The 23,814-nt window shown below is 40.6% G+C and carries 22 protein-coding genes and 2 pseudogenes; 12 read left to right on the top strand and 12 right to left on the bottom strand.

Annotated elements, in window-relative coordinates:
- A pseudogene (locus tag IQ274_RS28330) lies at positions 1 to 900 on the top strand (DUF3854 domain-containing protein); the annotation flags it as partial.
- A gap of 357 nt (positions 901 to 1,257) precedes the next feature.
- Here IQ274_RS28330 and IQ274_RS28335 read toward each other — a convergent pair.
- The 3 genes from IQ274_RS28335 to IQ274_RS28345 form a co-directional block, all read right to left on the bottom strand.
- Complete coding sequence (locus tag IQ274_RS28335) at positions 1,258 to 1,932, bottom strand: hypothetical protein (RefSeq protein ID WP_194144173.1); 675 nt, start codon at positions 1,930 to 1,932, stop codon at positions 1,258 to 1,260.
- Positions 1,933 to 2,063: 131 nt separating this feature from the next.
- The gene (locus IQ274_RS28340; RefSeq protein ID WP_194144174.1) at positions 2,064 to 2,855 is read right to left on the bottom strand and encodes a hypothetical protein; all 792 of its coding nucleotides are present in this window, start codon (positions 2,853 to 2,855) and stop codon (positions 2,064 to 2,066) included.
- A gap of 12 nt (positions 2,856 to 2,867) precedes the next feature.
- Positions 2,868 to 3,437 (bottom strand): hypothetical protein, encoded by a 570-nt coding sequence (locus tag IQ274_RS28345; RefSeq protein ID WP_194144175.1) that lies wholly within the window; start codon positions 3,435 to 3,437, stop codon positions 2,868 to 2,870.
- Positions 3,438 to 4,090: 653 nt separating this feature from the next.
- On the opposite strand from IQ274_RS28345, the gene IQ274_RS28350 reads away from it, so the two are divergent.
- Both IQ274_RS28350 and IQ274_RS36810 read left to right on the top strand, forming a co-directional pair.
- Positions 4,091 to 4,495 (top strand): plasmid mobilization protein, encoded by a 405-nt coding sequence (locus IQ274_RS28350; protein ID WP_228058408.1) that lies wholly within the window; start codon positions 4,091 to 4,093, stop codon positions 4,493 to 4,495.
- Between the two features lie 2 nt (positions 4,496 to 4,497).
- Entirely contained in the window at positions 4,498 to 6,030 is a 1,533-nt protein-coding gene (locus tag IQ274_RS36810; protein ID WP_228058409.1) for a relaxase/mobilization nuclease domain-containing protein, read from the top strand.
- A gap of 1,559 nt (positions 6,031 to 7,589) precedes the next feature.
- Here the strand turns inward: IQ274_RS36810 and IQ274_RS28360 are convergent.
- The gene (locus tag IQ274_RS28360; protein ID WP_228058410.1) at positions 7,590 to 7,790 is read right to left on the bottom strand and encodes a hypothetical protein; all 201 of its coding nucleotides are present in this window, start codon (positions 7,788 to 7,790) and stop codon (positions 7,590 to 7,592) included.
- Positions 7,791 to 7,796: 6 nt separating this feature from the next.
- Between IQ274_RS28360 and IQ274_RS28365 the strand changes: the two genes are divergently transcribed.
- Positions 7,797 to 7,997, top strand: a complete 201-nt coding sequence (locus IQ274_RS28365; protein WP_194144177.1) for a hypothetical protein — start codon at positions 7,797 to 7,799, stop codon at positions 7,995 to 7,997.
- A 237-nt stretch (positions 7,998 to 8,234) separates the two neighbouring features.
- Here the strand turns inward: IQ274_RS28365 and IQ274_RS28370 are convergent, their stop codons facing one another.
- Positions 8,235 to 8,384 (bottom strand): hypothetical protein, encoded by a 150-nt coding sequence (locus IQ274_RS28370; RefSeq protein WP_194144178.1) that lies wholly within the window; start codon positions 8,382 to 8,384, stop codon positions 8,235 to 8,237.
- Between the two features lie 254 nt (positions 8,385 to 8,638).
- Here IQ274_RS28370 and IQ274_RS28375 point away from each other — a divergent pair, with 254 nt between their 5' ends.
- Positions 8,639 to 9,139 carry a hypothetical protein gene (locus IQ274_RS28375; RefSeq protein ID WP_194144179.1) on the top strand — a complete coding sequence of 167 codons (501 nt, stop codon included), beginning with the start codon at positions 8,639 to 8,641 and terminating at the stop codon, positions 9,137 to 9,139.
- A gap of 94 nt (positions 9,140 to 9,233) precedes the next feature.
- Here the strand turns inward: IQ274_RS28375 and IQ274_RS28380 are convergent, their stop codons facing one another.
- Positions 9,234 to 10,391, bottom strand: a complete 1,158-nt coding sequence (locus IQ274_RS28380) for a ParB/RepB/Spo0J family partition protein (RefSeq protein ID WP_228058411.1) — start codon at positions 10,389 to 10,391, stop codon at positions 9,234 to 9,236.
- Positions 10,388 to 11,158 (bottom strand): ParA family protein, encoded by a 771-nt coding sequence (locus IQ274_RS28385; protein WP_194144180.1) that lies wholly within the window; start codon positions 11,156 to 11,158, stop codon positions 10,388 to 10,390. Before IQ274_RS28385 ends, IQ274_RS28380 begins: the two co-directional genes overlap by 4 nt.
- A gap of 254 nt (positions 11,159 to 11,412) precedes the next feature.
- Here IQ274_RS28385 and IQ274_RS28390 point away from each other — a divergent pair, with 254 nt between their 5' ends.
- The 7 genes from IQ274_RS28390 (at position 11,413) to IQ274_RS28420 (ending at position 18,912) form a co-directional block, all read left to right on the top strand.
- Positions 11,413 to 12,996 (top strand): type I restriction-modification system subunit M, encoded by a 1,584-nt coding sequence (locus tag IQ274_RS28390; protein WP_194144181.1) that lies wholly within the window; start codon positions 11,413 to 11,415, stop codon positions 12,994 to 12,996.
- Between the two features lie 10 nt (positions 12,997 to 13,006).
- The gene (locus IQ274_RS28395; protein ID WP_228058412.1) at positions 13,007 to 13,276 is read left to right on the top strand and encodes a hypothetical protein; all 270 of its coding nucleotides are present in this window, start codon (positions 13,007 to 13,009) and stop codon (positions 13,274 to 13,276) included.
- Positions 13,273 to 13,704, top strand: coding sequence for a type II toxin-antitoxin system VapC family toxin (locus IQ274_RS28400; RefSeq protein WP_194144182.1), 432 nt, complete (start codon positions 13,273 to 13,275; stop codon positions 13,702 to 13,704). Before IQ274_RS28395 ends, IQ274_RS28400 begins: the two co-directional genes overlap by 4 nt.
- Before the next feature lie 3 nt (positions 13,705 to 13,707).
- Positions 13,708 to 14,994: a restriction endonuclease subunit S gene (locus IQ274_RS28405; RefSeq protein WP_194144183.1), complete on the top strand. Its 1,287-nt coding sequence runs from the start codon at positions 13,708 to 13,710 to the stop codon at positions 14,992 to 14,994.
- Positions 14,995 to 15,071: 77 nt separating this feature from the next.
- Positions 15,072 to 15,329, top strand: a complete 258-nt coding sequence (locus IQ274_RS28410) for a FitA-like ribbon-helix-helix domain-containing protein (RefSeq protein WP_194144184.1) — start codon at positions 15,072 to 15,074, stop codon at positions 15,327 to 15,329.
- Entirely contained in the window at positions 15,326 to 15,748 is a 423-nt protein-coding gene (locus IQ274_RS28415; protein ID WP_194144185.1) for a type II toxin-antitoxin system VapC family toxin, read from the top strand. Before IQ274_RS28410 ends, IQ274_RS28415 begins: the two co-directional genes overlap by 4 nt.
- Positions 15,745 to 18,912, top strand: a complete 3,168-nt coding sequence (locus IQ274_RS28420; protein WP_194144186.1) for a type I restriction endonuclease subunit R — start codon at positions 15,745 to 15,747, stop codon at positions 18,910 to 18,912. Before IQ274_RS28415 ends, IQ274_RS28420 begins: the two co-directional genes overlap by 4 nt.
- 225 nt (positions 18,913 to 19,137) lie before the next feature.
- Here the strand turns inward: IQ274_RS28420 and IQ274_RS28425 are convergent, their stop codons facing one another.
- The 5 genes and pseudogenes from IQ274_RS28425 to IQ274_RS28445 form a co-directional block, all read right to left on the bottom strand.
- A complete protein-coding gene (locus IQ274_RS28425) occupies positions 19,138 to 19,557 on the bottom strand; it encodes a DUF6173 family protein (protein WP_194144187.1) in 420 nt (139 codons plus the stop codon).
- Between the two features lie 148 nt (positions 19,558 to 19,705).
- A pseudogene (locus tag IQ274_RS28430) lies at positions 19,706 to 19,867 on the bottom strand (tyrosine-type recombinase/integrase); the annotation flags it as partial.
- A gap of 54 nt (positions 19,868 to 19,921) precedes the next feature.
- Positions 19,922 to 21,355: an ATP-binding protein gene (locus IQ274_RS28435; protein ID WP_194144188.1), complete on the bottom strand. Its 1,434-nt coding sequence runs from the start codon at positions 21,353 to 21,355 to the stop codon at positions 19,922 to 19,924.
- Positions 21,352 to 22,380 carry a TaqI-like C-terminal specificity domain-containing protein gene (locus IQ274_RS28440; RefSeq protein WP_194144189.1) on the bottom strand — a complete coding sequence of 343 codons (1,029 nt, stop codon included), beginning with the start codon at positions 22,378 to 22,380 and terminating at the stop codon, positions 21,352 to 21,354. The genes IQ274_RS28435 and IQ274_RS28440 overlap by 4 nt, the downstream gene beginning before the upstream one ends.
- Positions 22,381 to 22,427: 47 nt before the next feature.
- The gene (locus IQ274_RS28445) at positions 22,428 to 23,426 is read right to left on the bottom strand and encodes a tyrosine-type recombinase/integrase (RefSeq protein WP_194144190.1); all 999 of its coding nucleotides are present in this window, start codon (positions 23,424 to 23,426) and stop codon (positions 22,428 to 22,430) included.
- Positions 23,427 to 23,814: the final 388 nt, after the last annotated feature.

Raw genomic sequence — 23,814 nt, forward strand, 5'->3', positions numbered from 1 at the left:
CAAGCTAACTTGAAGCTGCTACAAAATGCTTCATTGATCATTGACGGCGATGAAATCAACATTAACCGCACTGCCTTAAACGTTTTTGGCAAAATGGCCTGTCGCATCAATGCGGGTATGATTCATTACCGCGACACTGTACTAGAGGAATTAGGTAACGAAGGTCATAACATTGTCGATGTCCATGACAACAAAATTCGCAAAAAGTTAAACAACGAAATCACAGCCCAAACAAATGAAGTTTACAACGGCGAATGTCAGGATATTTCTGCTGCCGATACAACTGATATGACTGCTGCCAAATATGAGGCGCTACAACAGCAACGGGCTAAAACCACAACTGAACGCCACATTGAGCGCAAATATAAGCTAGAGCAACGTTACGGTGTGGATGTTACCCCAGAACTGATCAAAAAAGATGATCAAGGTTATTACCCACAACTGAGGCTGCATTTTTACCTGACCTTGGGCAGAGCGAAAGTCGCTGACCGCGATCGCAAACTGGGTGAAAAGATGCTTGCCTGTAAGAGCGCATGGCTACCAGACTTTAACGGTGGTCAATTGGGTTTAGTAATTCATGCCTTGGAACTGTTCAACATCCCCAATTTCATTGCCGATGACCGCGAATTCCGGGGGACTGATGCCGACCTAGTACAGATGGCTAACAATGCCCTATCTGTGAAGTGGCAAGTCAAAACCGTTTTGGGAATTACCCTCAATGACAATGACAGCCCCATCGTTATCTTACGGCGATTGCTCAAGAAGATAGGGCTGAAATTGAAATACATCTGTCGAGATGGCACGGGCGAACGCCAGCGAGTTTATCGTGTGGTTGACGGTGACGATGGGCGAGATAAAATCTTCCAAAACTGGCTGTCTAGGGATGCAGCCCAGGCTTAACCGGAATCTTTAACTGTAAATCTATCAAAATACTGCGCCAGTTGTAGCCTTTACCTACAGCAGGGGTTGCCTCATGGAATAATTGCGACTTTCGTACCATTTCCCAGTGCAGACAAGCTTAATAATGTGATAGTTAGGACTACCATTCGTCCAAAATGCCTGTTTTCGGTTCCGTCCACTAACGGTAATTAAATAGATAAACAAATTTACTGGACGATCCATACAGGTCAATCACACAGGTAAATGGTCATGAACCCATTAACCCCCAGTAATGGATTTAAAGCCAGCCAGCCTGATGTATTAAAGCCGTAAAGCAACTGTCATCTGTCAACAGAAGAAAAATAACTTCAAAGCTCACTAAAGTTCGTTTTCAAAGTCAGCTTCTAAATCTTGTTCAAACCAGTGTTCTGCCCACTTTCGAGAAAATAGCGACCCGACACGAGAGCAAAACGCTTTCAATTGTTGTACCTCAGTATTACTGTATTTCTCTTTGGACAGGCGCTCGAATAAAAAGTTTGAAATCTCTGTGGGGGTTGGGGAGGTGTCATCCGACCAAAACTCCTCGTCGTCATCGAGAATACATGGGCAAGCCATTTCAAACAGAATCATTGAGCGCAGTGAGTAGTCTGTTTCTTCTAGAGATTTATTTTTTAGAACTTTGAGGAGAATTTCCTCATCCACAAGACAAACTATGCGATATAAGTCGCACCAAATCTCATGATTATTCTGCCTCTGAACTGAACAGACAGTAGATATATTTTCAACAGTTTGTGCATCAATCGGGCTGAGGTGATCCTGGCAGAACAATCTTGAGATAATTGATTGGGTATCTTTGTCTATGGGAATCTCGATTTCATCTCCCAACCAATCGCTAGAGTTTCCCGCAGTAAAAAGCTCCCAACATAAATTGTTAGGTAAATTAATTAAGGCATTTACTAGAGGCGATATATCATTTTGTACATTGTTTTTGGGAGACTGACGAACTCTTCCATAATTAGGATCTAACGTTTTCCGCCGTTTGGCCTCGCCCATGTTGTATTTCTCCTACCAATAACACTTTTGTGTATCTGCTTATGAATGCTTCTGAGTTGCTCTAGCGTTACGCTGCTCTTGAGAGAGATTTTACCGGAGTTAAGCGGTTAATTAATTTACATTCAAATCCCTTAAATTATTACTTGCTTTAGGGTTTGAGAATTTCTGGATTTTGCGCCTTCAAGCCTTAAAAATAAGCCAGCTTTAATCAACTCCGGTTCATTTCTAGTAATCCATGCAGTTAACCTGCCCATAACGGAAATCTCTATTCCTTCATAGTTCACTGCTTCTGTAAAGCCTGCGTCAAGTGAATCAATTCTATCGATAACTCTATCTACAATCGGATGAAAATCTACCTCTATTGCTCCTAACTCCAATACAGATTGTCTGGTTTTAGATGAGTTGTACTTGATGAACGCTTTTTCGGCTTCACCCCAATACAAATTTCTCACCACTACATAATCAACCTGATTACCACAAGCTTCTATTAATCGTTTGAGTTGAATTACGCTGTCTTTGACTCTGCCTAGTACCGATACCATAGTAATGCGATAGCCCAAGCTTGACGATTGCACATCTTGAACAAAATCCTTAAAATAATCTCCCACTCCAGACGGCAGATCCATTAAAGCTACAGTAGGACTTAATTGCTGTAAATCATTCTTGAAAATCTCGTTGAACCCATGTTGATTAAATTTGATTGTTTTGACCCCTCCATTTACAACTCTGTTATAGTGTCTCCAAAGTTGTGGATTGTTAGAGTCGCAGTCATACGCTACAACATGAATCAAGTTGGCCAAGTACATATCTAATAGAAACCTAGCCACAATACTTTTACCTGTGCCTCCCTTTTCTCCAGTACACACTACTATTCTTTTATTCAGTGCTGCTCTTTCTCCATTAATCGGGTAAGTTTGACTCATAATTCAACCAGTTTATAAATCTTCAGCACTGTAAAGTTTTGGTTGAAAGGCAGGGTTGTTTAATTCACCCTCTAGGTTTGATTCAGCCTGTTGCTGCTGCGGTGCTGGCTGTTTACTTTTTCTCTTGCCCTTTGCACTATTTACTGTTGATTTATCCGGTTCACTACTACCTTGATCTGACGTAGTATTTACCACTGCTGACTCAGTTTCAATCGCAGTATTTTCAATCGCAGTATTTCCCACCGTTAGCTGAGTTTCAGTAGCCGGATTTGATAAAGTACTACTGTTGCCCCTTGAGTCGGTCTTTTGATGGCGATGAGTGCTTTTCTTCAACTCACCGATTAAATATTTGATTCTGCTGCCAGCCAAATTAATACCCAAACCCTTCAGCATCTCCGATACTTCATCATAACTGTAGCCGTACTTATTAGAGGTCAGCTTCTCAATGTACCGTCTCATTTTCCTGATGGCCTCTTTGTCCGATACATCTTCTCGTTCTTTTGGCTTTTGCTTCTTCAGCAAATTGATGGCCTTATCAATCTTCTCTTTCGTGATTACTTCTGAATTCTGATGCTCACTCATGGTTATCTCATAAATACCGATTAACTGATAATTATCGGCTATTTGAAAAAATCTGATTCAAAATCCTAAAAAAAATTGACGATTGCAGCTACGCTGAATCGCGCTTTCAGTTTGACGGCTATGCCAAAGTATTTTTTAGTGTGGTAGCTTCGCTGGTCTTCTTATTCAAGCTAATGCTAAAAAATCTGGCTATTACAGCTACGCTGAATCAGAGAATCTTACTTAAAACAGCTACGCTGAATTATTTTTTAGTATTGCGGCTACGCCGGACTATTACATTGTGTGGCAGCTACGCTGAATCAGAGAATTTTCATATAGTGGCTACGCCATTTGTACCCACTCTGTAGCGGCTACGCCGAACCAGAATTTATCTCCTGCTTGATTTGATTCAAATTCCGGCTACGCCGTTGCTATCTCCCTCTGTAGATTGTAGGATAGTCAGCATCACGGCTACGCCGTTGTACTCCCGCCTTCAGCCCCCTGCTCTGACCTCCGTACAGCAGTAGTATCAGACACCTCCATCTCCCCCCGTATTTGGGCTAGAAGCAAGCCGTGCCTTTTGCCTACGGCAAACCTCGCTACGCTCGGACGACAGGCTTGCCAAAGTGGGAAGTTTCCCCCTTTGGATACCCCCTCTCATACCTCCCACAGTTATGCGCCCGAAACTGTCAAAAAACCTGCTTCGTACTAAAACATTGGAAGCTCGTGTCAACGCAATCGAACACGAGATGATTAAGCTCAAAGCACAAGACGCGGGACTAAGCATAGCTGAATTAACTAGACGCAGTGTTTTACTAAAACCACTGCCCAAACGACTGAGCAAAATAACCCTAGCTACTTATAGAGAATTAGTACGCATCGGCAGCAATATTAACCAACTCACCAGAGCTACTAACACAGCTATTAAAATGGGACTGCGACCACCCGCAGATCCAGAACAACTAAAACAGCTACAAGAACTCTTACAACAAATTGGTCGGGAACTGTCCCAAATCGAAACTGAAATTACTGATGATGATGACATAGAAGATGATGGTGATTCGGAAGACTGGGAGTAAAAATGATTGGCAACCAAACCAAAGGTAAAAGCTTTCGCGGACTCCTTGACTATCTTGAAAACAAAGAGGAGTCATCCTTAATTGGCGGCAATATGTTTGGCACAAATACCAGAGAATTAGCCAGAGAATTCCGACTGTCTCGACAACTTAATCCAGAAGCAGAAAAAGTAGTTCACCATGTTTCGCTTTCACTAAGCCCAGGCGAACAGCTAGACAATGATACTTGGTGCGAGGTTGCCGACAAGTACATGAATGCAATGGGTTACACAGCTAACCAATATGCTATCTATCGCCACAGCGATCGCAACCACGACCATATACACATTTGCGCCAGCAGAATCAGTTTGGATGACGGCAAGATTACCCGTGATAGCTGGGAGTATGTGCGCTCTGAAAAAATCATTCGACAGCTAGAACTAGAATATGGGTTACAGCAGACCCTCAATAGCAAGGATAAACTGAACCGCGCCCCCAGCGTAGGGCAACAGCGACGAGTTGAAAGAGAGCAACTAGAATACGAGCAGGGTGAGAGAAACACGCCGCCACAACAGCCTATCAAAACCCAACTAATTGAACTAATCGACCGTGCCACAGTAGATAAACCGACTATGCCCCAACTGATGGAACGATTGCAACTGTTGGGTATTGAGATGCGTCATGGGCTAACACGCAACGGTAAAAGTAAAGGCATCTCTTACTCATGGAATGACCAGAAATTTAGCGGTACTTCCTTGGGGCCTGCCTACACCTTCCCAGGTTTACAAAAACATAAGGAAATTGACTACCAACCAGAACGTGATGATGAGCGCATTAATCAAATTCTGGTGATTCCTGCTAAACCACTCCCAATTGAGCAGTTAGAAAAGTTTCTTCTTCTTATTGAACACAAACAACAACAGCCTCAGTTCACTCCACCACCAGAGGATACAGTTGTTTGGCAAGTGTTGCACAAGTACTTAAGCGAGAAACGCTACATACCAGATTATATTTCGCAAGGATTACATAATAATCAGTTGCTTTACATGGATGAGCAACGAAAAATTTTGTTTATCAAGCGTGATTTAGATGGTGAAAAAACTGGCGCATTAGTTTGGTCAAAGCCTAGAGAAAATCATCGCACTGTGGAATACGACCAAAACACCTCTACACAAAAAGGTTGGTTTTATCTGAGATTGGGAGGGCAACCAACGGACAAGGTAGAAAACGTCTTTTTGTGTTCTACACCAATTGATGCGATGTCAGCAGCCACTTTCCTGATGCACAAATGGCTTGGGCTACCGCCAACTAGAACGATGTTTATGGTAGCTGATGACCCGAATAACCTACCTATGGAATTTCTCAAAGATACTGATAAAGTTTTCCTGATGTTTAATAATGATTCACAAGGAAATTCTACTGCTAGTGCAGTATTAGAATTGTTGCCTCACAGTAAAAAAGTGACAACTTTTACTCCTGATTGGAGTCAGGAACTAGAAGCTCTTCTGTTAGAGGAGCAACAAAAGCGCAGACAGCAGGATCGTGGTTTTAGTCTGTGAGCCATGCTCCCGCGTACACCTGACTCGTGGGTTAAGTTCAAGAAAGAATTTTTGAAACACAATTGCAACATATCATGATTACGCATTGTCAATAAGATGGGGTCTTATTGACAATAAAAATAGCGCAAAAAAGTGGCTGTAATTTAGACGGGATATAAGTTACAGAAGATTTTTTTCCAAAACACTGGACGGCCAAAAGGACAAGAACTGGTCATTTTTGTCCTTTTGGCCGTCCGTTGACAGGTGGGCATTTGTCAGCAGAGCATGACAATTGAGTAAGGTTGGCGCTTACTGGACGGCCAAAAGGACAAAAAACCACTGTTTCTGTCCTTTTGGACGGCCAAAAATATTAGTGTCGGATGAGACTGATTTACTACGGTTAAACTACACTAAGTTTGCGGGGTTACGAGTGTTTAGTGTAGTTGTTGCGTTAGACGAGTTTTTGTTTCAGTTAACGCTAAATATATAGAATGGCTCCTGAACTCACAGGAGAAATTTTAGATTCACTTACTGAAGAAGTTGATCGATTAAGCGGGATTTTTGAAGTACAGTTGCAACACAAACGTATTATATATTCTCAATAATTTTAGAGTTATTGAGAATGAGCCAGTTTGATAAAAATGGCTAAAGGGTATTTGGTGTATGTATTAGACACCAATTTTTCAAAAAAGCGATGTGCAAAATAGCAGACATTTTGTAGTGAATAGTCAAAGTTCCTTGACAGCTATAACAGTTAGAAGCGTGTATAAGCTGTGCAAAATAGCAGACATTTTGTATATAAATAGGGGTTTTAGGTGCAAAATGTCTGCTATTTGTAACTGTGATTAATCAGACAATTTCACTACTTAAAACAAGTTTCATCTCTATTGACAAGCGTGGAGATTGTAAAAGGAACAATTTCTATTCAGGTATGAAGAAAAAAAATTGGATGTTAAGTGGGCTGGGTTAAGCTCTAGAAAGAATTATTGAAGTACAATTGCAACACAAGTGTATTATGTATTCTCAATAATTTTGAAGTTATTGAGAATGAAACAGGCGATTTTCATTGGCTGTAAGTCATTGTCAGTAAGCATTACGCCAGAATTTTTCAATAAATGTCTTATGCTCAACTGGTAGCAGTAGGGCTACTCTATAGCTACCAGTTGGGGAATGATCAAATTTTCAACAACTCGCTTTTTTACTACTCAACTGGTAGCTGTGTGTCACCAGTTGAGCTACCCAACAGCTACCACTTGGGTAAGGTATTTAGAACTACTATTTCAATACTGCTAAACTACATAAAGCCTATGTAAGAAGTGGTGTTTATAGCAAGCTTTGGTGTAACTAAAAAGTGGAGTGCAGCTTTTTGGTTACAAATGTAGTATAAAGTAATATGAAAAAGTAGAGTTTTGCTCAAAATGTGTTTCTAAGCAATAATTTGGCTTTAGATGACGCGCAACTACTCATTTTTGATCCAAAAGGTGTGAGCGTCCGTTTGAAGCAAAACAGAAATTCTCCGCCTAAATACTCCCTATTGCTACCCGCAATACTCATTTTTGTATCAAGTATTCTTATTGTGTCTAGGCAGACAACAGTGTACTGAAGATAATTTCTAGGTCAGGTTTAATCACAAGAATTGAATGCGATTTTTGGAGTAGACCCGTCAGTAGCCGTGTTGAACCGACGAACTCGTGACCGCTACGCTCTCGGAGTCGGTGGCTCTTACGGGCAGAAAGATTACTGGTTGGGCCAACTAAATCCAAAAAGCCCGCAAGAGCCACTCCGCTTTGCCGACTCCGAGCCACGAGTTCTTAAATCCTGGAATGCACCCCATTGGTGTCAAGTTAAGAAAAATAGATGGCTGTCAGCTAGACCACCGCCAAGTTGACCCAACCTTGCCAACCTTCCCAGCTACCCAACCACCTAAAAATCAACCACCAAGTTTAAACCCCACAGATAAAACGTATGCGGCGATCGCCGCTAAGTAAAACCCAATGTCAAGCTTGATGGTCAAGCCCCCAAGTAATCCTTGCCCCAAAATTATCAGGGTTACGGAGTGGCTCAAGCTCTACCCAAGTCAGGGCAAATAGAACAATTAGAATTGTCTATCAATCAGAATAGACAACCTTCAGTTAAAGGTTGTCTATTTGAGATATCTAGTGTAACCTTTGGACAGATTTCAATTTTACAAGTCTTCAGTTATTCAAACTATCTGGAGACATTTTTTATTTGAGCAAGTAACCCAAATACCCTGCTAGAAATAGCTTTGAATACTCAAGTAACACAGATTGGGCTTGGGTATCTATCACGCTACGCATAGCTAGAACCACAAAAACCACAGCAAACATAGTAAACAGAATCGTTTCTTTGTTCATAATCCTTATGAAATACAGGGATAGTTAAAAATAGCATGAGTTATTTGTTGATTAAAGAGATTTACCCAATATTGGGTAAAAACCTCATTTAGGGATTTTCCCCTAAATGTTAAAACCTCCTATGCTACTACACTTGTCTAAATAGTGTTTAAGTATAAAATTAGACTAAATAAACAATACGATAATAAATTTTCACTGTAGCTATTTCATTTCCTTTTCTGGGAACTATGAATAGGTAGTTTCCAGAAAAATATATGCCACGTAAATTAGAGATTTGTACACGCCCTGAGTGGTTTTTGGCTCAAGAGAAAAATGTTATAGGACAATCAGGATACCCTATTTTTTACCGCTACGTAATTTGTTATTCAATAGCTCAAAATATACTTGGTAATAACCAAGAAAGAAACTATGATTGGATATCGCAAGAAATGACTAAATTAATTGAAGCATTTCACAAAAAAGAATTATATAGTTGCCCCGATTTCCTTGAACTATACCCACTTGCCGAAGAAACAGGTTTTGTTTTAGTAGACCAAACTAACTCATGTTACCCACTCATAATTTATGATGAAAGATTTGATAAAGAAGATAAAAAACCTAGAGTTTACGCTTTAGGTAAATCTTTAGAAGATGTCAACGAAAATTTAGAAATAATATATAGAAAACTATTAGATTTGCTATATGAGGACTGGACAGAGGATTTTCAAAAAGACTTATCTAAACTTTTCACTCACACAAAACATCGATTAACTTAACCCCAGTGACCTAAACCCACCTAACCCAGTGCTACAGCATGAATCACAGGTTAAAAACTCTCTTCGTAGAGATTACCTGACAATTTACCTAAAGTCACTCATCCCCTAGTAAGGCTTCGAGCTTGTTTAAAAGGTTTACTAGCTGCTTTTGCTTTCTAGGTTCTTTCCAAAGCTGACGCTTTTTAATGCGCTGGGTGATATTTTGGAGGCGGTCTGGTATTTGGTTAGTTGTTTTAGATGAGGATGTTTGTTCATCATCAGTCCAATCTGTGATTTTTTCTTTGATTTGGCTTAAAGACCAATCCGATGCTATCGCTTCGGATAAAAGTTTTTTTCGGATTTCATTATTTCTTACCCGCGCCAAGACTTGTGCTTTGGTGTATTCCAGTTTCCCTTCTCGCAGTGCTATTAAAATTTCTTCGGGCAGATTGAGCAACGGTAAGCGTGTGGTAATGAACGATAGCCAATTCATGAGTCCCAAACTCTCAAACACCTGTTGTACCGTGTTTGATTGTTCTTCATCTAGGTTAGGAGAAACGTTTTTACTAGATTCATTTTTCTCGGCTAAATGGTCAGAAACGTTGTCCTCAGATTGTGGATTATCTGAGTTAGGAAAAACGTTTTTACTAGATTCATTTTTCTCGGCTAACTGGTCAGAAATGTTGTCCTCAGTTTGTGGATTATCTGAGTTAGGAAAAACGTTTTTCCTAGATTCATTTAATGAGGATTTTGACGGCTGTTCCCCCTTGCTGTGAGCGTTTTTCATTCGATACAGCAAGGATTTGACGGCTTCTACATCGCAATGCAGCCGGATTGCCAACAGGTGCAAGATCCCTTCAGTTTCTTCAACAGGGTTAAGGTCTTCTCGTTGTAGGTTTTCAATCAAAGCCAACTGAAACGCTTGGTCATCTGATAGCTCACGCACAACCACAGGCGCGACTTCAAGCAAAGCTGACTGCCCTGCCCGATAACGTCTTTCTCCTGCTACTAATTCATATTTCCCTCCACCTAGTGGACGCACTAACAGAGGTTGGAGAATGCCATGCTGTTTAACTGACTCAACTAATTCTTTTAATGCTTGTGGGTCGAAGTATCGTCGGGGCTGGTGTTGGGGCAGAACTATATCTGAAAGTTTGATAGTAGTTTCAGTAGCATAAGGCAACTCGCCATCTGGTGAGGATAACCAAGGTGCAGGGGGTGGAGTTGTAATTTGACCCCCAAAGGGTTTGTCTGTTTGTTTGCGTCGGATCATAAAGCCTCCAAAGCCTTGGCGATTTCTTCAAGAATAGTGACTACAGGATGTTTCGGGTCAAATACTGCTAGGGGCGCACGTTCTTCTGACGCATCGACAAAAGCGGTAGCTCTGGGGATGGGTGGGAAAATACGACCCCAAGCGGAAAGTTGCTCTTGGATGGCTGCCAATGCGCGTTTATCGGCTGAGTTCTGTTGAGCATACCGCGTAGGGACAAACCCGGCTATAGTGATTTTGCGGTTAGCTTTATTTTTTACGTGGGTAATAGTTTGTAAGAGTTCGTCCGTTCCCTCAAAGGCTTTTATATGGGTTTCAACGGGGACGAGTACGTGTGTGGCCGCGACTAAGGCGATATAGGAAAGCAATCCTAAGCTGGGGGGACAATCTATAAGAATGAAGTCGTATTCATTTAGAACAGATTCAACGGCTTCCTTAAGGCGCAACTCGCGCATCGCAGCACTGACTAACTGCATTTCGGCTCCACTTAGGACTCGGCTTGCTGGAACCAAGTCCATGCCGTGAATGCCCTCATGAATTGGTAAGGGCTGCTCATCGATAATGGCATCAGCAACGGTTTTTTGTAACTGAGATGGCACTAACCCCATGAATTTGGTCAAGCTTGCTTGGGGGTCTAGGTCAATGAGGAGAACGCGATGTTTTCGTTTTGCTAAGTGATATCCCAAATTTTGGGTCAGTGTCGATTTGGCGACACCACCCGCTTGGTTAAACAGGGCGATAATGCGGCATTGTTTGTCAGAAGTTGACACTGGCTTTCGTTCCTAGAAGATACGATGATCTTTGGTCAACCGGCTCGGTTTTAGTTTCCAGTTTCTTGAAGTGTATCAGAAGAAAAGAAGTTCTAACTAAGACGGTAATTTCAGCAGTAGACTTTATAAAAATTGTCGATGTGGTCTGAACCCCCTTGTTTTTACGTCATTTCCAAAAGTTTGTGATTTACTGATAATGAACGAAAACGATAATTTTGGCTGGTTTAGGTTTGTTTGAAAAAACTAGGGATAAGATGGCAGAAGTAGCAGCAAAGCAGAATAACTCAGAGTCATTTGAGCAGAAACTATGGAAAACGGCGGATAAGCTGCGAAAAAATATTGATGCTGCTGAGTATAAGCACATTGTCTTAGGGCTAATTTTTCTGAAATATATCTCTGATGCATTTGAGGAATTGCACCAAAAGCTGATTGCGGGTGAAGGGGATTATGCAGGAGCAGATCCAGAGGATCGGCATGAGTATTCGGCAGAGAATGTGTTTTTTGTGCCAGTTGAGGCACGGTGGCCATCTCTCCAGGCACAAGCAAAACAGCCTGATATTGGTAAAACTGTTGACTTGGCTATGGAAGCAATCGAGAAGGAAAATGCCAACCGGTTAAAAGGGATTTTGCCCAAGGTGTATGGACAGCAGAAATTAGACCAAAAAGCTTTGGGTGGATTAATTGACTTAATTGGATCAATTACATTAGGGGATGCTGAGGCACAGGCACAGGATGTTTTAGGGCGAGTCTATGAATATTTTTTGGGACAGTTTGCTCTAGCCGAAGGCAAGAAGGGGGGGCAGTTCTATACACCTGAAAGTATTGTGCGGTTATTGGTGGAAATTCTAGAGCCTTACAATGGGCGCGTGTTTGATCCTTGTTGTGGTTCTGGGGGGATGTTTGTCCAGAGTGAGAAGTTTGTCAAAAATCACCAAGGGCGTTTGGATGATATCTCAATTTATGGGCAGGAGAGCAACGAGACAACCTATAAATTGTGTCGGATGAATTTGGCGATTAGGGGGATTGACGGCTCAAATATTAAGTGGAATCCTGAAGGTTCATTTCTCAATGATGCTCACAAGGACTTAAAAGCGGATTTTGTCATTGCTAATCCTCCTTTTAATGATAGTGATTGGGGCGGCGAGTTATTGCGAAATGATGGACGCTGGCTGGATAAAGACCTTGTACCTCCAGTTGGGAATGCCAATTTTGCTTGGGTATCGCATTTTATTTATCACTTAGCACCCACAGGTTCGGCGGGTTTTGTGTTGTCGAATGGTTCGCTGTCGTCAAATACAAGCGGTGAGGGAGATATTCGCAAAGCTTTAGTGTTGAAGGATTTGGTGGATTGTATTGTCATGTTGCCAACGCAGCTTTTTTACAATACGGGTATTCCTGCTTGTTTATGGTTTCTCAGTCGGTATAAGAACGGGAATAAAAACAGGGATAGACACGGTGAGGTATTGTTTATTGATGCCTCAGAGTTGGGTTATATGGTAAATCGCAGTAGTCGGACTTTTACGGAAGCTGAGATTAGCAAGATTGCTGATACTTACCATGAGTGGAAGAAGTCGGGGGGGAGTTACCGCGATATCAAGGGCTTTTGTAAGTCTGCATCAATCGCTGAAATTGAGAAGCATAATTTTGTGTTGACACCAGGGCGATATGTGGGTATTCCTGATGAAGTGGAGGATGGGGTGAGCTTTGAGGAGAAAATGAGTGAGCTTACAATGGCATTAGGTGAGCAAATGCGAGAGGGGCAATTGTTAGATGAGGAGATTAAACAGCAATTGTTAAAGGTGGGCTTTATTGTTAGTGATGAGTTGGTTGATTTTTAAGGAGATGAATATGACTCAAGTTATTTTGAAACAGCTTAACCCCATTGTTATAGAAAAACTAAAACGTCTGGCTCAGAGTCATCAACGGACTTTAGAAGAAGAAATCACATCTATTCTTGAGGATGTAGCAGAAAAAGAGGAAGAACAAACAAGCTCTGAGGGTTTTTGGGATATGACTTTACAATTTAGAGAAAGGATGCAGCAGGAGAATATTACTTTTGATGATGCAGATTTTGCGGATCTGCGCGATCGCTCTGTCGGTAGGGATGTTGAGTTTTGAATATCAAGTATTTATTGGACACAAATATTATTTCAGAAGCCACTCGTCAAAGTCCTAATGTTAATGTAGTTAAAAAACTTACTGAGCATCAACTAGAGACTGCGACTAGTTCGGTTGTAATGCACGAACTTTTATTTGGTTGTTTACGTTTGGTGGAGTCACAAAAACGGCATTTTTTGCTGGAGTATATTAATCAAATACCTTTGAAAATGACAATACTAAATTATGATTTAAAAGCTGCACAGTGGCACGCCCAAGAAAGGGTTAGATTATCTAAGATGGGCAAAACTCCTGCTTTTATTGATGGTCAAATTGCGAGTATTGCTTACAGTAATAATTTAATTTTGGTAACTAATAATGTTTCTGATTTTGAGTTTATTAATAATTTAACGGTTGAAAATTGGTTTGTTAATAGTGGTGAAGGTTGAGTTATGAGTGAGTGGAAAGAAACAGAAATAGGTTTAATACCTGAAGAATGGAATATATATACATTAAGTAAATACATTAAACAAAAAAGAGGAATTTGTTATGGTGTAGTTCAACCTGGATTTCACGATGAAAATGGACTTCCAATTATTCGAGTTAATAATATAAAAAATGGCAGAATTATAACAGATGAAGTATTAAAAATATCTCCCGATATCGAATCAAAGTACAAAAGAAGTAGGCTTGAAGGCGATGAAATTTTAATAACTCTGGTAGGAAATGTAGGTGAGGTTGCAATAGTTGATTCTCGTTATAAAAACTGGAATGTTGCCCGTGCTGTAGGAGTTTTGCCGATTGATAAAAATATAGATAAAAATTGGTTGAAATATTGGCTTCAATCTAGCCAAGTTCAACAGTATATAAATAGTCACTGTAATACAACAGTACAAATTACTTTCAACCTGGGGGATGTTTGCAATTTACCAATATTAGATCCACCCCTAGTCGAACAAAAAAGAATTGCTGATGTTTTATCTTGTCTGGATGCCAAAATCGAAAATCTGAGGCGACAGAATGAGACATTAGAGGCGATCGCACAAACTCTATTTAAGCATTGGTTTATAGATTTCGAGTTCCCCAACGCAGACGGTAAGCCCTATAAATCATCTGGTGGGGCGATGATTCCCTCAGAGTTAGGCGATATTCCCGAAGGTTGGCGTGTGGGGAAGTTGGAAGAATTAATTACAGTAAATCCGAGAGAATCAATTAAAAATGGTGAAATTGTTAAATATGTAGATATGAAAGCTTTATCTACTTCAAGTATGGAGATTACAGGCTATGTGACTAGAGAATTTACGTCTGGGAGTAAATTTAGAAATCAAGACACATTACTAGCAAGAATTACACCTTGTTTAGAAAACGGGAAAACAGCTTTTGTAAGTATTTTAGATAATGAGGAAGTAGCATTTGGTTCAACTGAATTTATAGTTTTAAGAGCAAAACAAAATTGTTGTCCTGAGTATGTTTATCCTCTTGCTCGTAGTGCATATTTTCGAGATTTTGCTGTTAAAAATATGACTGGTTCATCTGGTCGCCAAAGAATACCAAATGATGTTATTGCAAATTATAAATTGTCTATCCCAGATATTAAAACAATTAAAAGTTACCAAAATTTATGCCGTCCTCTATTCTTGAAAACAAGCTCAAATCAGAAGCAAATCCAAACTCTAACTAAAACTCGTGATGCCTTATTACCTAAACTAATTAGTGGTCAACTCCGCATAAAGGAATAACCTATAAAATCTTTCACTGAAGACATCATATAAAAATGAAATTATAATTAATCAAATAACCTATTTACCAAATTTCTATGTCTAATATCACCATTCACCAGCTAGAACCAGATATAACTAAACTTTTAGAACAACGCGCCGCCCAACACGGACACACCATCGAAGCCGAAATCAAAGCCATACTTCAAAGTGTATTAGCCCCAGAACTATCACCTAAAATTAACCTGGCCGCAGCCATAGAAAAACGCTTTGCAAACCTCGGTGATTTTGAACTACCCGAAATCACGAGAGAACCCATGAGAACAGCCCCTAGCTTTGATGCCTCCGAAACATGAAAACAGTTCTCGATACCAACGTATTATCAGAACTTATGAAGCCCCAAGGCTCAAGGAAGGTTAAAAATTGGGTTGCTACACAGCCAAGAGAAAACTTATTTATAACCAGCATTACCCAAGCCGAAATTCTTTATGGCATCGCCATTTTACCCGATGGTAAACGTAGCCAAGCCTTAAGGGAAACTGCCCAAGCTATGTTTATTGAGGAATTTGTAGGACAGATTCTCGCCTTTGAGCAAAATGCGGCTGTATGTTTTGCCGAAATCGCCGCAAATAGAAAGAAAATTGGTAAACCTATTTCTCAAGCTGATGCTCAAATTGCTGCTATTTGTCTGGCGAATAACGCAGAAATCGCCACTCGAAATGTTGATGACTTCGCAGACTGCCAAATTAAGATAGTTAACCCTTGGGATGTATGAAATCTACCCTCACCGAAGACGAAATCGAACAATACCAACTCAAACTCTTGCAAAATCTTGGTTATAGCTACAGCAACGGCTACGACATCCAACCAGAAGGCATCAAGCAAGAGCGAGAAAGCTTCGGTGAAGTAATTTTAAAAGATAGACTCCTACAGGCAATATCAAGAATTAACCCCACCATTCCCCATGATGCCCAATATCAGGCACAACGGGAAATATTTAATATTGCTAGTTACGACTTACTCAACAACAACGAAATATTCCATAAATACCTCACAGAAGGCATCACCGTTGAATATCAAAAAAACGGTGAAACCAGAGGCGAACCTTTTAAATTAATTGACTGGGAACACCCCGAAAATAACGAATTTCTCGCCGTCAACCAATTTACAGTAATTGAAGACAACCATAACCACCGCCCCGATATTGTGCTGTTCATCAACGGCTTACCCCTCGTCGTCATCGAACTTAAAAACGCCGCCACTGAAAAAGCTAATCTTAACGCCGCCTATAACCAACTCCAAACCTATAAACGCAGAATCCCTAGCCTATTTACCTACAATGCCCTATTAGTAATTTCAGATGGACTATCCGCCCGTGCTGGTTCACTTACGGCTGGGTTTAACCGCTTCTCCACATGGAAAAACCCCACAGGCGAAAACCAGATTAACGAACTAGAAATTTTAACTAACGGGCTACTCAACAAGCAAACCTTACTAGATTTAATTCGTCACTTCACTGTATTTGAAAAGTCCAAAACCGAAGACCTGAAAACAGGCATAGTTAGCATTACCACCATTAAAAAAATCGCCGCATATCATCAATATTACGCAGTTAATAAAGCCGTCGAATCTATCATTAATGCCTCATCCCAAGAAGGCGCACGCAGAGGCGGTGTACTTTGGCATACCCAAGGAAGCGGTAAATCCCTTTCAATGGTATTTCTGGCAGGAAAACTGGTTTTAAACCAAAACCTCCAGAACCCCACCATCGTCATGTTGACAGATCGCAATGACTTAGATGATCAACTATTTGATACCTTCGCAGGTTGTCAGCAACTCCTCAGACAAGACCCCCAACAAGCAGGAGATAGAGAACAAGTCCGCCAACTGCTCAACACCAACTCAGGCGGTATCATTTTTACCACCGTCCAGAAATTTTCCCCGGCGGATGGCGAAACCCTCTATCCCCAAATCAGCCCTCGGCCTAATATTATTGTCCTGGCTGATGAGGCACACCGCAGCCAATATGGTTTTACAGCTAAACAAGTTAATGTCCTTGATGCCGAAGGCAACGTGATTGGTAAACGCACCAAATACGGCTTTGCAAAATATATTAGACAAGCCTTGCCCAATGCTACCTTTGTCGGCTTCACAGGTACACCCGTAGAGCAAACCGACAAAAACACCCCCGCTATTTTTGGTGAATATATCGACATCTACGACATCTCCCAAGCCGTCAAAGATGGGGCAACCGTGCCGATTTATTACGAGAGCCGCTTAGTACAAGTTGATTTAGACGCAGCAGGTAGACAACTCCTAGATGAACTAGACGAAGACCTGAGCTTTGAAGAACTTAGCACTACCCAAAAAGCCAAAGTTAAACAAACAAAACTGGAAGCGATTGTTGGTTCTACTAAAAGAATAAAACAGATTGCCCAAGATATTGTGACTCACTTTGAGGCACGGCAACTGGTAAACAAAGGCAAAGCCATGATTGTGACCATGAGCCGCCAAATCGCCGTTAATCTCTACGATGCCATAATTCAACTCCGCCCCGATTGGCACAGTGAAGATCTCAACTTAGGCAAAATCAAAGTTGTAATTACTACCTCTGCTGCTGATGAAGGTAATTTAGTTAAACATCACACCAGCAAAGCCCAACGTCAAAACCTCGCCCAACGCCTCAAAGACCCCGAAAACTCCCTAGAATTAGCCATAGTCTGCGATATGTGGCTCACAGGCTTTGATGCCCCATGTCTGCACACGATGTATATTGATAAACCGCTTAAAAGTCATAATTTAATGCAAGCGATCGCCCGGATCAACCGCGTCTATTTTGAAAAAACAGGCGGTTTGATTGTGGATTATCTGGGACTGGCCACCGAACTCAAAAAAGCCCTATCTTTTTATTCTCAAAGTGGCGGTAAAGGCGACCTCACCATCAATCAAGAAGTGGCTGTGGGACTACTCCTAGCCAAATTGGAAATTGTCGAGCAAATCATGTCAGGCTTTACCTATCAGCATTATTTTGATGCTGACACTGGCGAAAAACTCAATATCCTCAAAAATGCCACTAACTACGTAGCTGCACCAAACATCAAAGATAGATTTCTCAGTGAAGTTATCGCCCTATCCAAAGCCCATTCTCTCGCCGTACCCCACCCCCAAGCGATCGCCGCATCAGAAACCATCTCATTTTTCCAAGCCATCCAAGCCAGCCTCAGAAAACTAGAAGGAAGTGGTGATGGTAGTGGACTCAGCAACCAAGACATCGAAACCGCCATCCGTCAAGTCGTAGATCAAGCGTTGGTATCCGATGCAGTGATTAACATCTTTGATGAAGCTGGTATTAAAAATCCTGACATCTCCATCATTTCCGATGAATTTATGGCAGAAGTACGGGGCATGGAACACCAAAACCTCGCGGTAGAACTGCTGCAAAAACTACTCAAGGATGAAGTTAAAACCCGCAGTCGGACAAATATTGTCCAAAGTCGTAAACTTTCGGAAATGTTAGAAGATGCCCTACGCCGCTATCGCAACCAAGTCATCAGCGTTACGGATATTTTAGAAGAACTGCTGGAACTGGCAAATGACACGAAAGCTGCCAATGCCAGGGGTGAAGAACTGGGACTAGAACCCTATGAACTGGCCTTTTATGATGCGCTGTCACAAAACCAAAGCGCACAGGATGTGATGGGTGTTGATAAACTGCGAGAATTAGCGATCGTTCTAGTAGATCGCATTCGCAAAAATGCTTCTATCGACTGGAATCTTAAAGAAAGTGTCCGTTCCCGAATGAAAGTGGCAGTTAAAAGGCTACTGCGTCAATATGGTTATCCCCCCGATATGGAGGCACTAGCTATGGAACTGGTGTTAGAGCAAGCCAAAGTTTTTACTGAATTTGAAGTCTCAATCAACACATCAAATATCCAATGACTACCTTTGCTAGTCGTTTCTGCTCTGGCGTGACCTCTAGATAACGCTGCAACGTCCCCAGGTCGCTGTGACCAGAAATTTCTTGAATAGTTCTCAAATCACTTTGTAAGGATTAAATAAATCCTTTAACACCCATCACAAAAATTGTGCGAGAACCCGAAATTTTTCGCTCCCCTATTAGAGGCTCATCAATACTGACTCATGATTCTACCGATTTATTTAATATTAGTTACTTTCTTGAATAAAACCAATTCGTTTTTTGGGTTTTTCAGGATTAAGCTTAGGTAATGCCATTAAAAGAAAGCTTATCTGTGAAACGTGCTGTATTAATTGAATTGGTTTACCTTCTTCTGTTAGACCTAAGAAGACAATCAAACTGGGATTAAAGTAACCTATATTAGATACATGAAATGTAATGGATTGCCCAAAAGAAACTAGCCTTACACCAACTTCTTGATCACTATCTAAACTTTCATCAAAGTCATTAATTTGTTTTATAAGAATTTTAGCCTGCTGACTTGCTAAACTTAATCTTTGTAAGTCGGCTAGAAAATTAGTTGAATCTAGAGCTTTAGATTTACGTGTATTCTCATTAATTAGCGATCGCTGTATTCCATGCAAAGAATTTAAATGAAATTCAGTCATACTTTTAATAATTAAAAATTCAGCAAATTTTATATAAGTTTTAATGAAATAAAATGAGAATGTCAATGATTTTTATAAGTTTCTTACAAAACGTAGCAGTGATCGCTAATTCAGTGCTACCTCCTGTGTGAGTCTGGTACAGAAATATTCAAAAATCCAAAGCAGAGATCGCGTTTTGCTTCTGCTTCTCAGTTACACCTAGATATCGCTCTAAAGCTGCCAAAGTCCGATGTCCCGATATCTCCTGAATGTGGCGCAACGGTATCCTGGCATCGCTCATCCTGGTTAACGCAGTCCTCCGAAAGCTGTGGGCACGGTGATGCCCTTTTGATCACAAGCGTACTGCCATTCTTCTATCACAACGTTACTTTAAAACGAGCGCATCAAGAGCTTGTTCTAAGCGTTCTACAGTATTTATCGCGTCTTGAATTTCTTGTCTTGGTGCTATCACAAGTTGAGCATGACTGAGGGGATTCATGATAAAACTGCGATAAAGTTCAACATGAAACACTAAATCTTCGTTAATATATTTTGGAGTTCCGTCTGAGTTTTTAGCATTCTTAATGGGTTCCCAAAAGTCATTGGTATTTAAGTCTTTCGGTTTTTCACGATACTTGATGGCAATATTCATTTTTTCGCAAAACCATTTTATTTTGACTTCAAAAGCTGTGCGTAAGTAAATTGCAGCCGCTTTGTGGTCATTCGCTTGCAAATAGGCTTTGGCTTTGTCGAGATATTTTTTGTTTTCGATAAGGACTGGCATTTCGTAATCGCTGCCATGTCCTGCATAGAGTTCGATAGTTTTCCAAGAAGGAAAATGTCGCTTCAGGATTTCGTACCATTCTTTATCATAAGTCATCAAGAAGATTTGGTAATCGTTAAATTGGTCTTTTAAAACGTCAATGATAGGCAAACGATTAGACATATCTAAGCCAATCAAAACGTCATCAAGTACCAAGACTTTCAGGGCGCTGCTTGGATTGATTTGCAAAGCAGCTAAGTAAATCGCAAGTGAGATTGCTGATAGTTTGGCTTCATTCAGAAACTGATGAGCTAAGGGAAACTTAGTGTTAAGGAAGTCAACACGCAAAATAACTTCATTTCCTTTTAAGCATTTGTTTTCTATATCAGGAATGATTCCCTGAAAGTCAAAATCGAGGATAACAGGATAACCAAAGTATTTGAGAATATTCGATGCTTCGTTTTGAAGAACATTTAGGGTAGCACTCAGACCATAATTGAAGTCAGTTAAAATATTTTCTAATTCTTCTATTTTACGAGTATGTTTTCTGCTGCGAGGAACGCTTTGCTCAATTTCTGCCCATTCTTCACTAAAACGTTTCCCTGTAATATTATTTGTACTGTTGCTTAGGATAGTATTTATTAATAGGTAAAACAGGTCAACTTCGCTATCTTTAATATGAGGAAAATAAATTTCTAAGAGAGATTTATAATCCAGACTCCCCTTCGTTTTTGAAGCTTCAATGATGACAGGGGCATGGCTTTCGCGGGTGATATCCGACCATTCGTAAGTGGTTTCGGGGTCGCGTTCGCTAGAGCGCATAGAGATTTTCACATAGCCGCCATCAGCATCAGTTACAAAAAAGTTGCGATGCTGGGAGAATTGGATGTCGCGTACATGAGAATCGATGAATAGCTCAATTGCTTTGAGTAGAGAGGATTTACCACTGCCATTTTCACCATAAATGAGTAGATTTTTACCTTTTTTACCTAAGTCAATTGTGTGTTCTCCATAAAATGCTCGAAAGTTCTTCAGTTCGATTTTCGTTATTTTCATGCAACCCCTCGAATTTTCCGCACAATCGGTACGCTATCCAAAAAGAATATACCTACACGAATTGGATGCTCTTTGTCAAACAAACGTCGAAAAATTTCGCGGAGTGCTTGTATTTTATCGCCTTGAATTTTGTCTAAGCTTTGCAAGTTCTCATGTAGGAGATGACGCATAAATTCTTTGTCGTGTGCATGAAGTTCGTCGGGTAAATATAGCTCTATTACTACTGCATCAATAATTTGCTCAAAATAACTCAGCATCAGTTTGTCGTCTGCAACTTCCATGAGCTTGTTGCCACGACTCGGTATGTCTTTGAGGTGTTCTGAAAGGTACAGGACATAGCCAACTAGGGTTTCTATTGCTTTGTGCTGTGGTTCGGTGGCAGTGGGAATAGGAATTTTTTCTACAACCTGACGGGAAAAACGTAATGCGTCTTCTAAAAAACTTACATTTTCTTTAAAATAACTCCATGCAATTGATGAATTGAGTATTGCTATTAAGAATAGATCGTTTTTAGCAATAAAAGAAATTTGATTTCCTAAATAATACTTATTTGTATCAAAAGCGAATTTAGATTCATTTGTAACGTTAGGATAGACTATTTTAGGTGTTTCAAAGGCTTGAAAGTAAGCAACCTTATCTGGGATTTCATACCACTGATATCGTTCAAAATATTTACGTTTTAATTTTAAACTACTTAGCCTCACACTTAAATCTTCTTTCCATTGCTCCAGATGTTCTTTGATAGCAGGATAGTGATTAATATTGATTCCTATTTTCGTGAAAATCAACCATCTATCATTCTCTTGAATGTACCACTTTCGCACCTGATTACCTAGTGTTAAAGGTTTAATTATTTCTGCACTTTTAGGGTCTTTAGCAACCAGTTCAACACGTTTGATTCCATCAATAACAAAAGCTTTATCAAAACCTGTTCTGATACCAGAATAAATTTTTCCATTCACATATTCTCCCAAAGTTATTCTCATCGGTTCTATAGTTTTCATAATCGTTTCGGTAGTATTCATATTTGTCTCCAATACAATATCTTTAACAATAAATCCAAACATGATTACTAGCTGTTACCGGGTTGTCGTCTTTTACCAACACGAGATGCTAATTTATTAGTTAACTCCAACTGATACTGATTCTTATTGTCCTCGTAAACCAGAATCGTCCTGGGGTCAGCATGACGGCTTAGATGCTGCACTTTCCGGTAGTCTCCCTGTGCCAAATCAAGAGCATCAGTAATCCCCGAATGCCTTATTTTATGGGGAGTCATCCGCTTTTTGATGCCAGCGCGTTCACAGGTTTTTCTTACAATAGCGTAGATACCATCCCCGGTGAGTTGGTGTCCATAATTGTGGAAGTCCAGCGCGATAAACAAAGGATCGCTGGGTTTAATATTTGTACGACAGCCCAGCCAGTCGCTAACCGCCTCTGCAACTTCTGGGTTTAAGTCAATCCTAGTAGAATCATTGCCCTTACCCTTGCCGTAAACAGTTAAAGTCAAATCGTGGTAATCAAAATCTCCCACCATTAACTTCGCCACCTCCCCCCGCCGCAAAACATTTGCCCAAAGCAGCAGAAATAAAGCATAATCCCGCTTTCCCTTAGTGCAAGTGGTATCAATTACATCAAAAACTTTGTTGTACTCATCAACTACAACACCCCGCGTATCCCTGTACTTAGTGACCTTTAAAGACTCAATGCGGTCGCCATCAAAATAAAACTGACAGCGTTTGAGATTGCGACCCACCTTAATTAAATACTTGAGGGCGGCCAAGTAACGGTTAATCGTCGCCGCTTTCCTACCCTCTGCCACCAAATGATTCTTAAACTTGAGGATTAACCCGTTAGCCGTCTGGTCATCCAACCCCCAGAACTCCTCAACATCTTTCTGATTCGGCTCCCTTTGCAAAAAATACTCAAAAAATATCCGTATATTGCCAGCATACCCCCGTTGAGTTGTCTTAGCCTTCTGCTGCAACTCCGCCAAAAAATCATTTGAAGCTTGCAGCTGACTGGCAACTTGAGTCAGAGAACTTTCAGTATATGTACTTAACTTATTCATTTTTACCGTTAATGACAATGCGGTTTTTCGTTAACGTCCGTTACCTCCTCTCACAATACAACTAGAAAAACCACATTTATCCAAGATCATGAACACACAAACAAATTTTGACTTCATTATGGGTAGGCTTGGGTTTCGCTGGACTGTTCTACGTGCAAGATGTAGTTATTTGTACAGTCGGGGTCAGCCAAATCTCCAAAGCAACCAGTCGGCGTAGTTATTATTCCTATTGCAATGGTCAACGGTTGTACTTACAGCAGGTAATCGGATTCTCCCACTCAAATTCAATTGCCTCACCGAGATGCTCTCTAGGTGAGGCATTGATATCAATCCTGATATCAAGAGGTAGGCTCCTAATAATAAACCCCCCAGTGCAATGCCGAGGGCG

The sequence above is a fragment of the Nostoc sp. LEGE 12447 genome (assembly GCF_015206985.1).
Taxonomy (GTDB): Bacteria; Cyanobacteriota; Cyanobacteriia; order Cyanobacteriales; family Nostocaceae; genus Nostoc.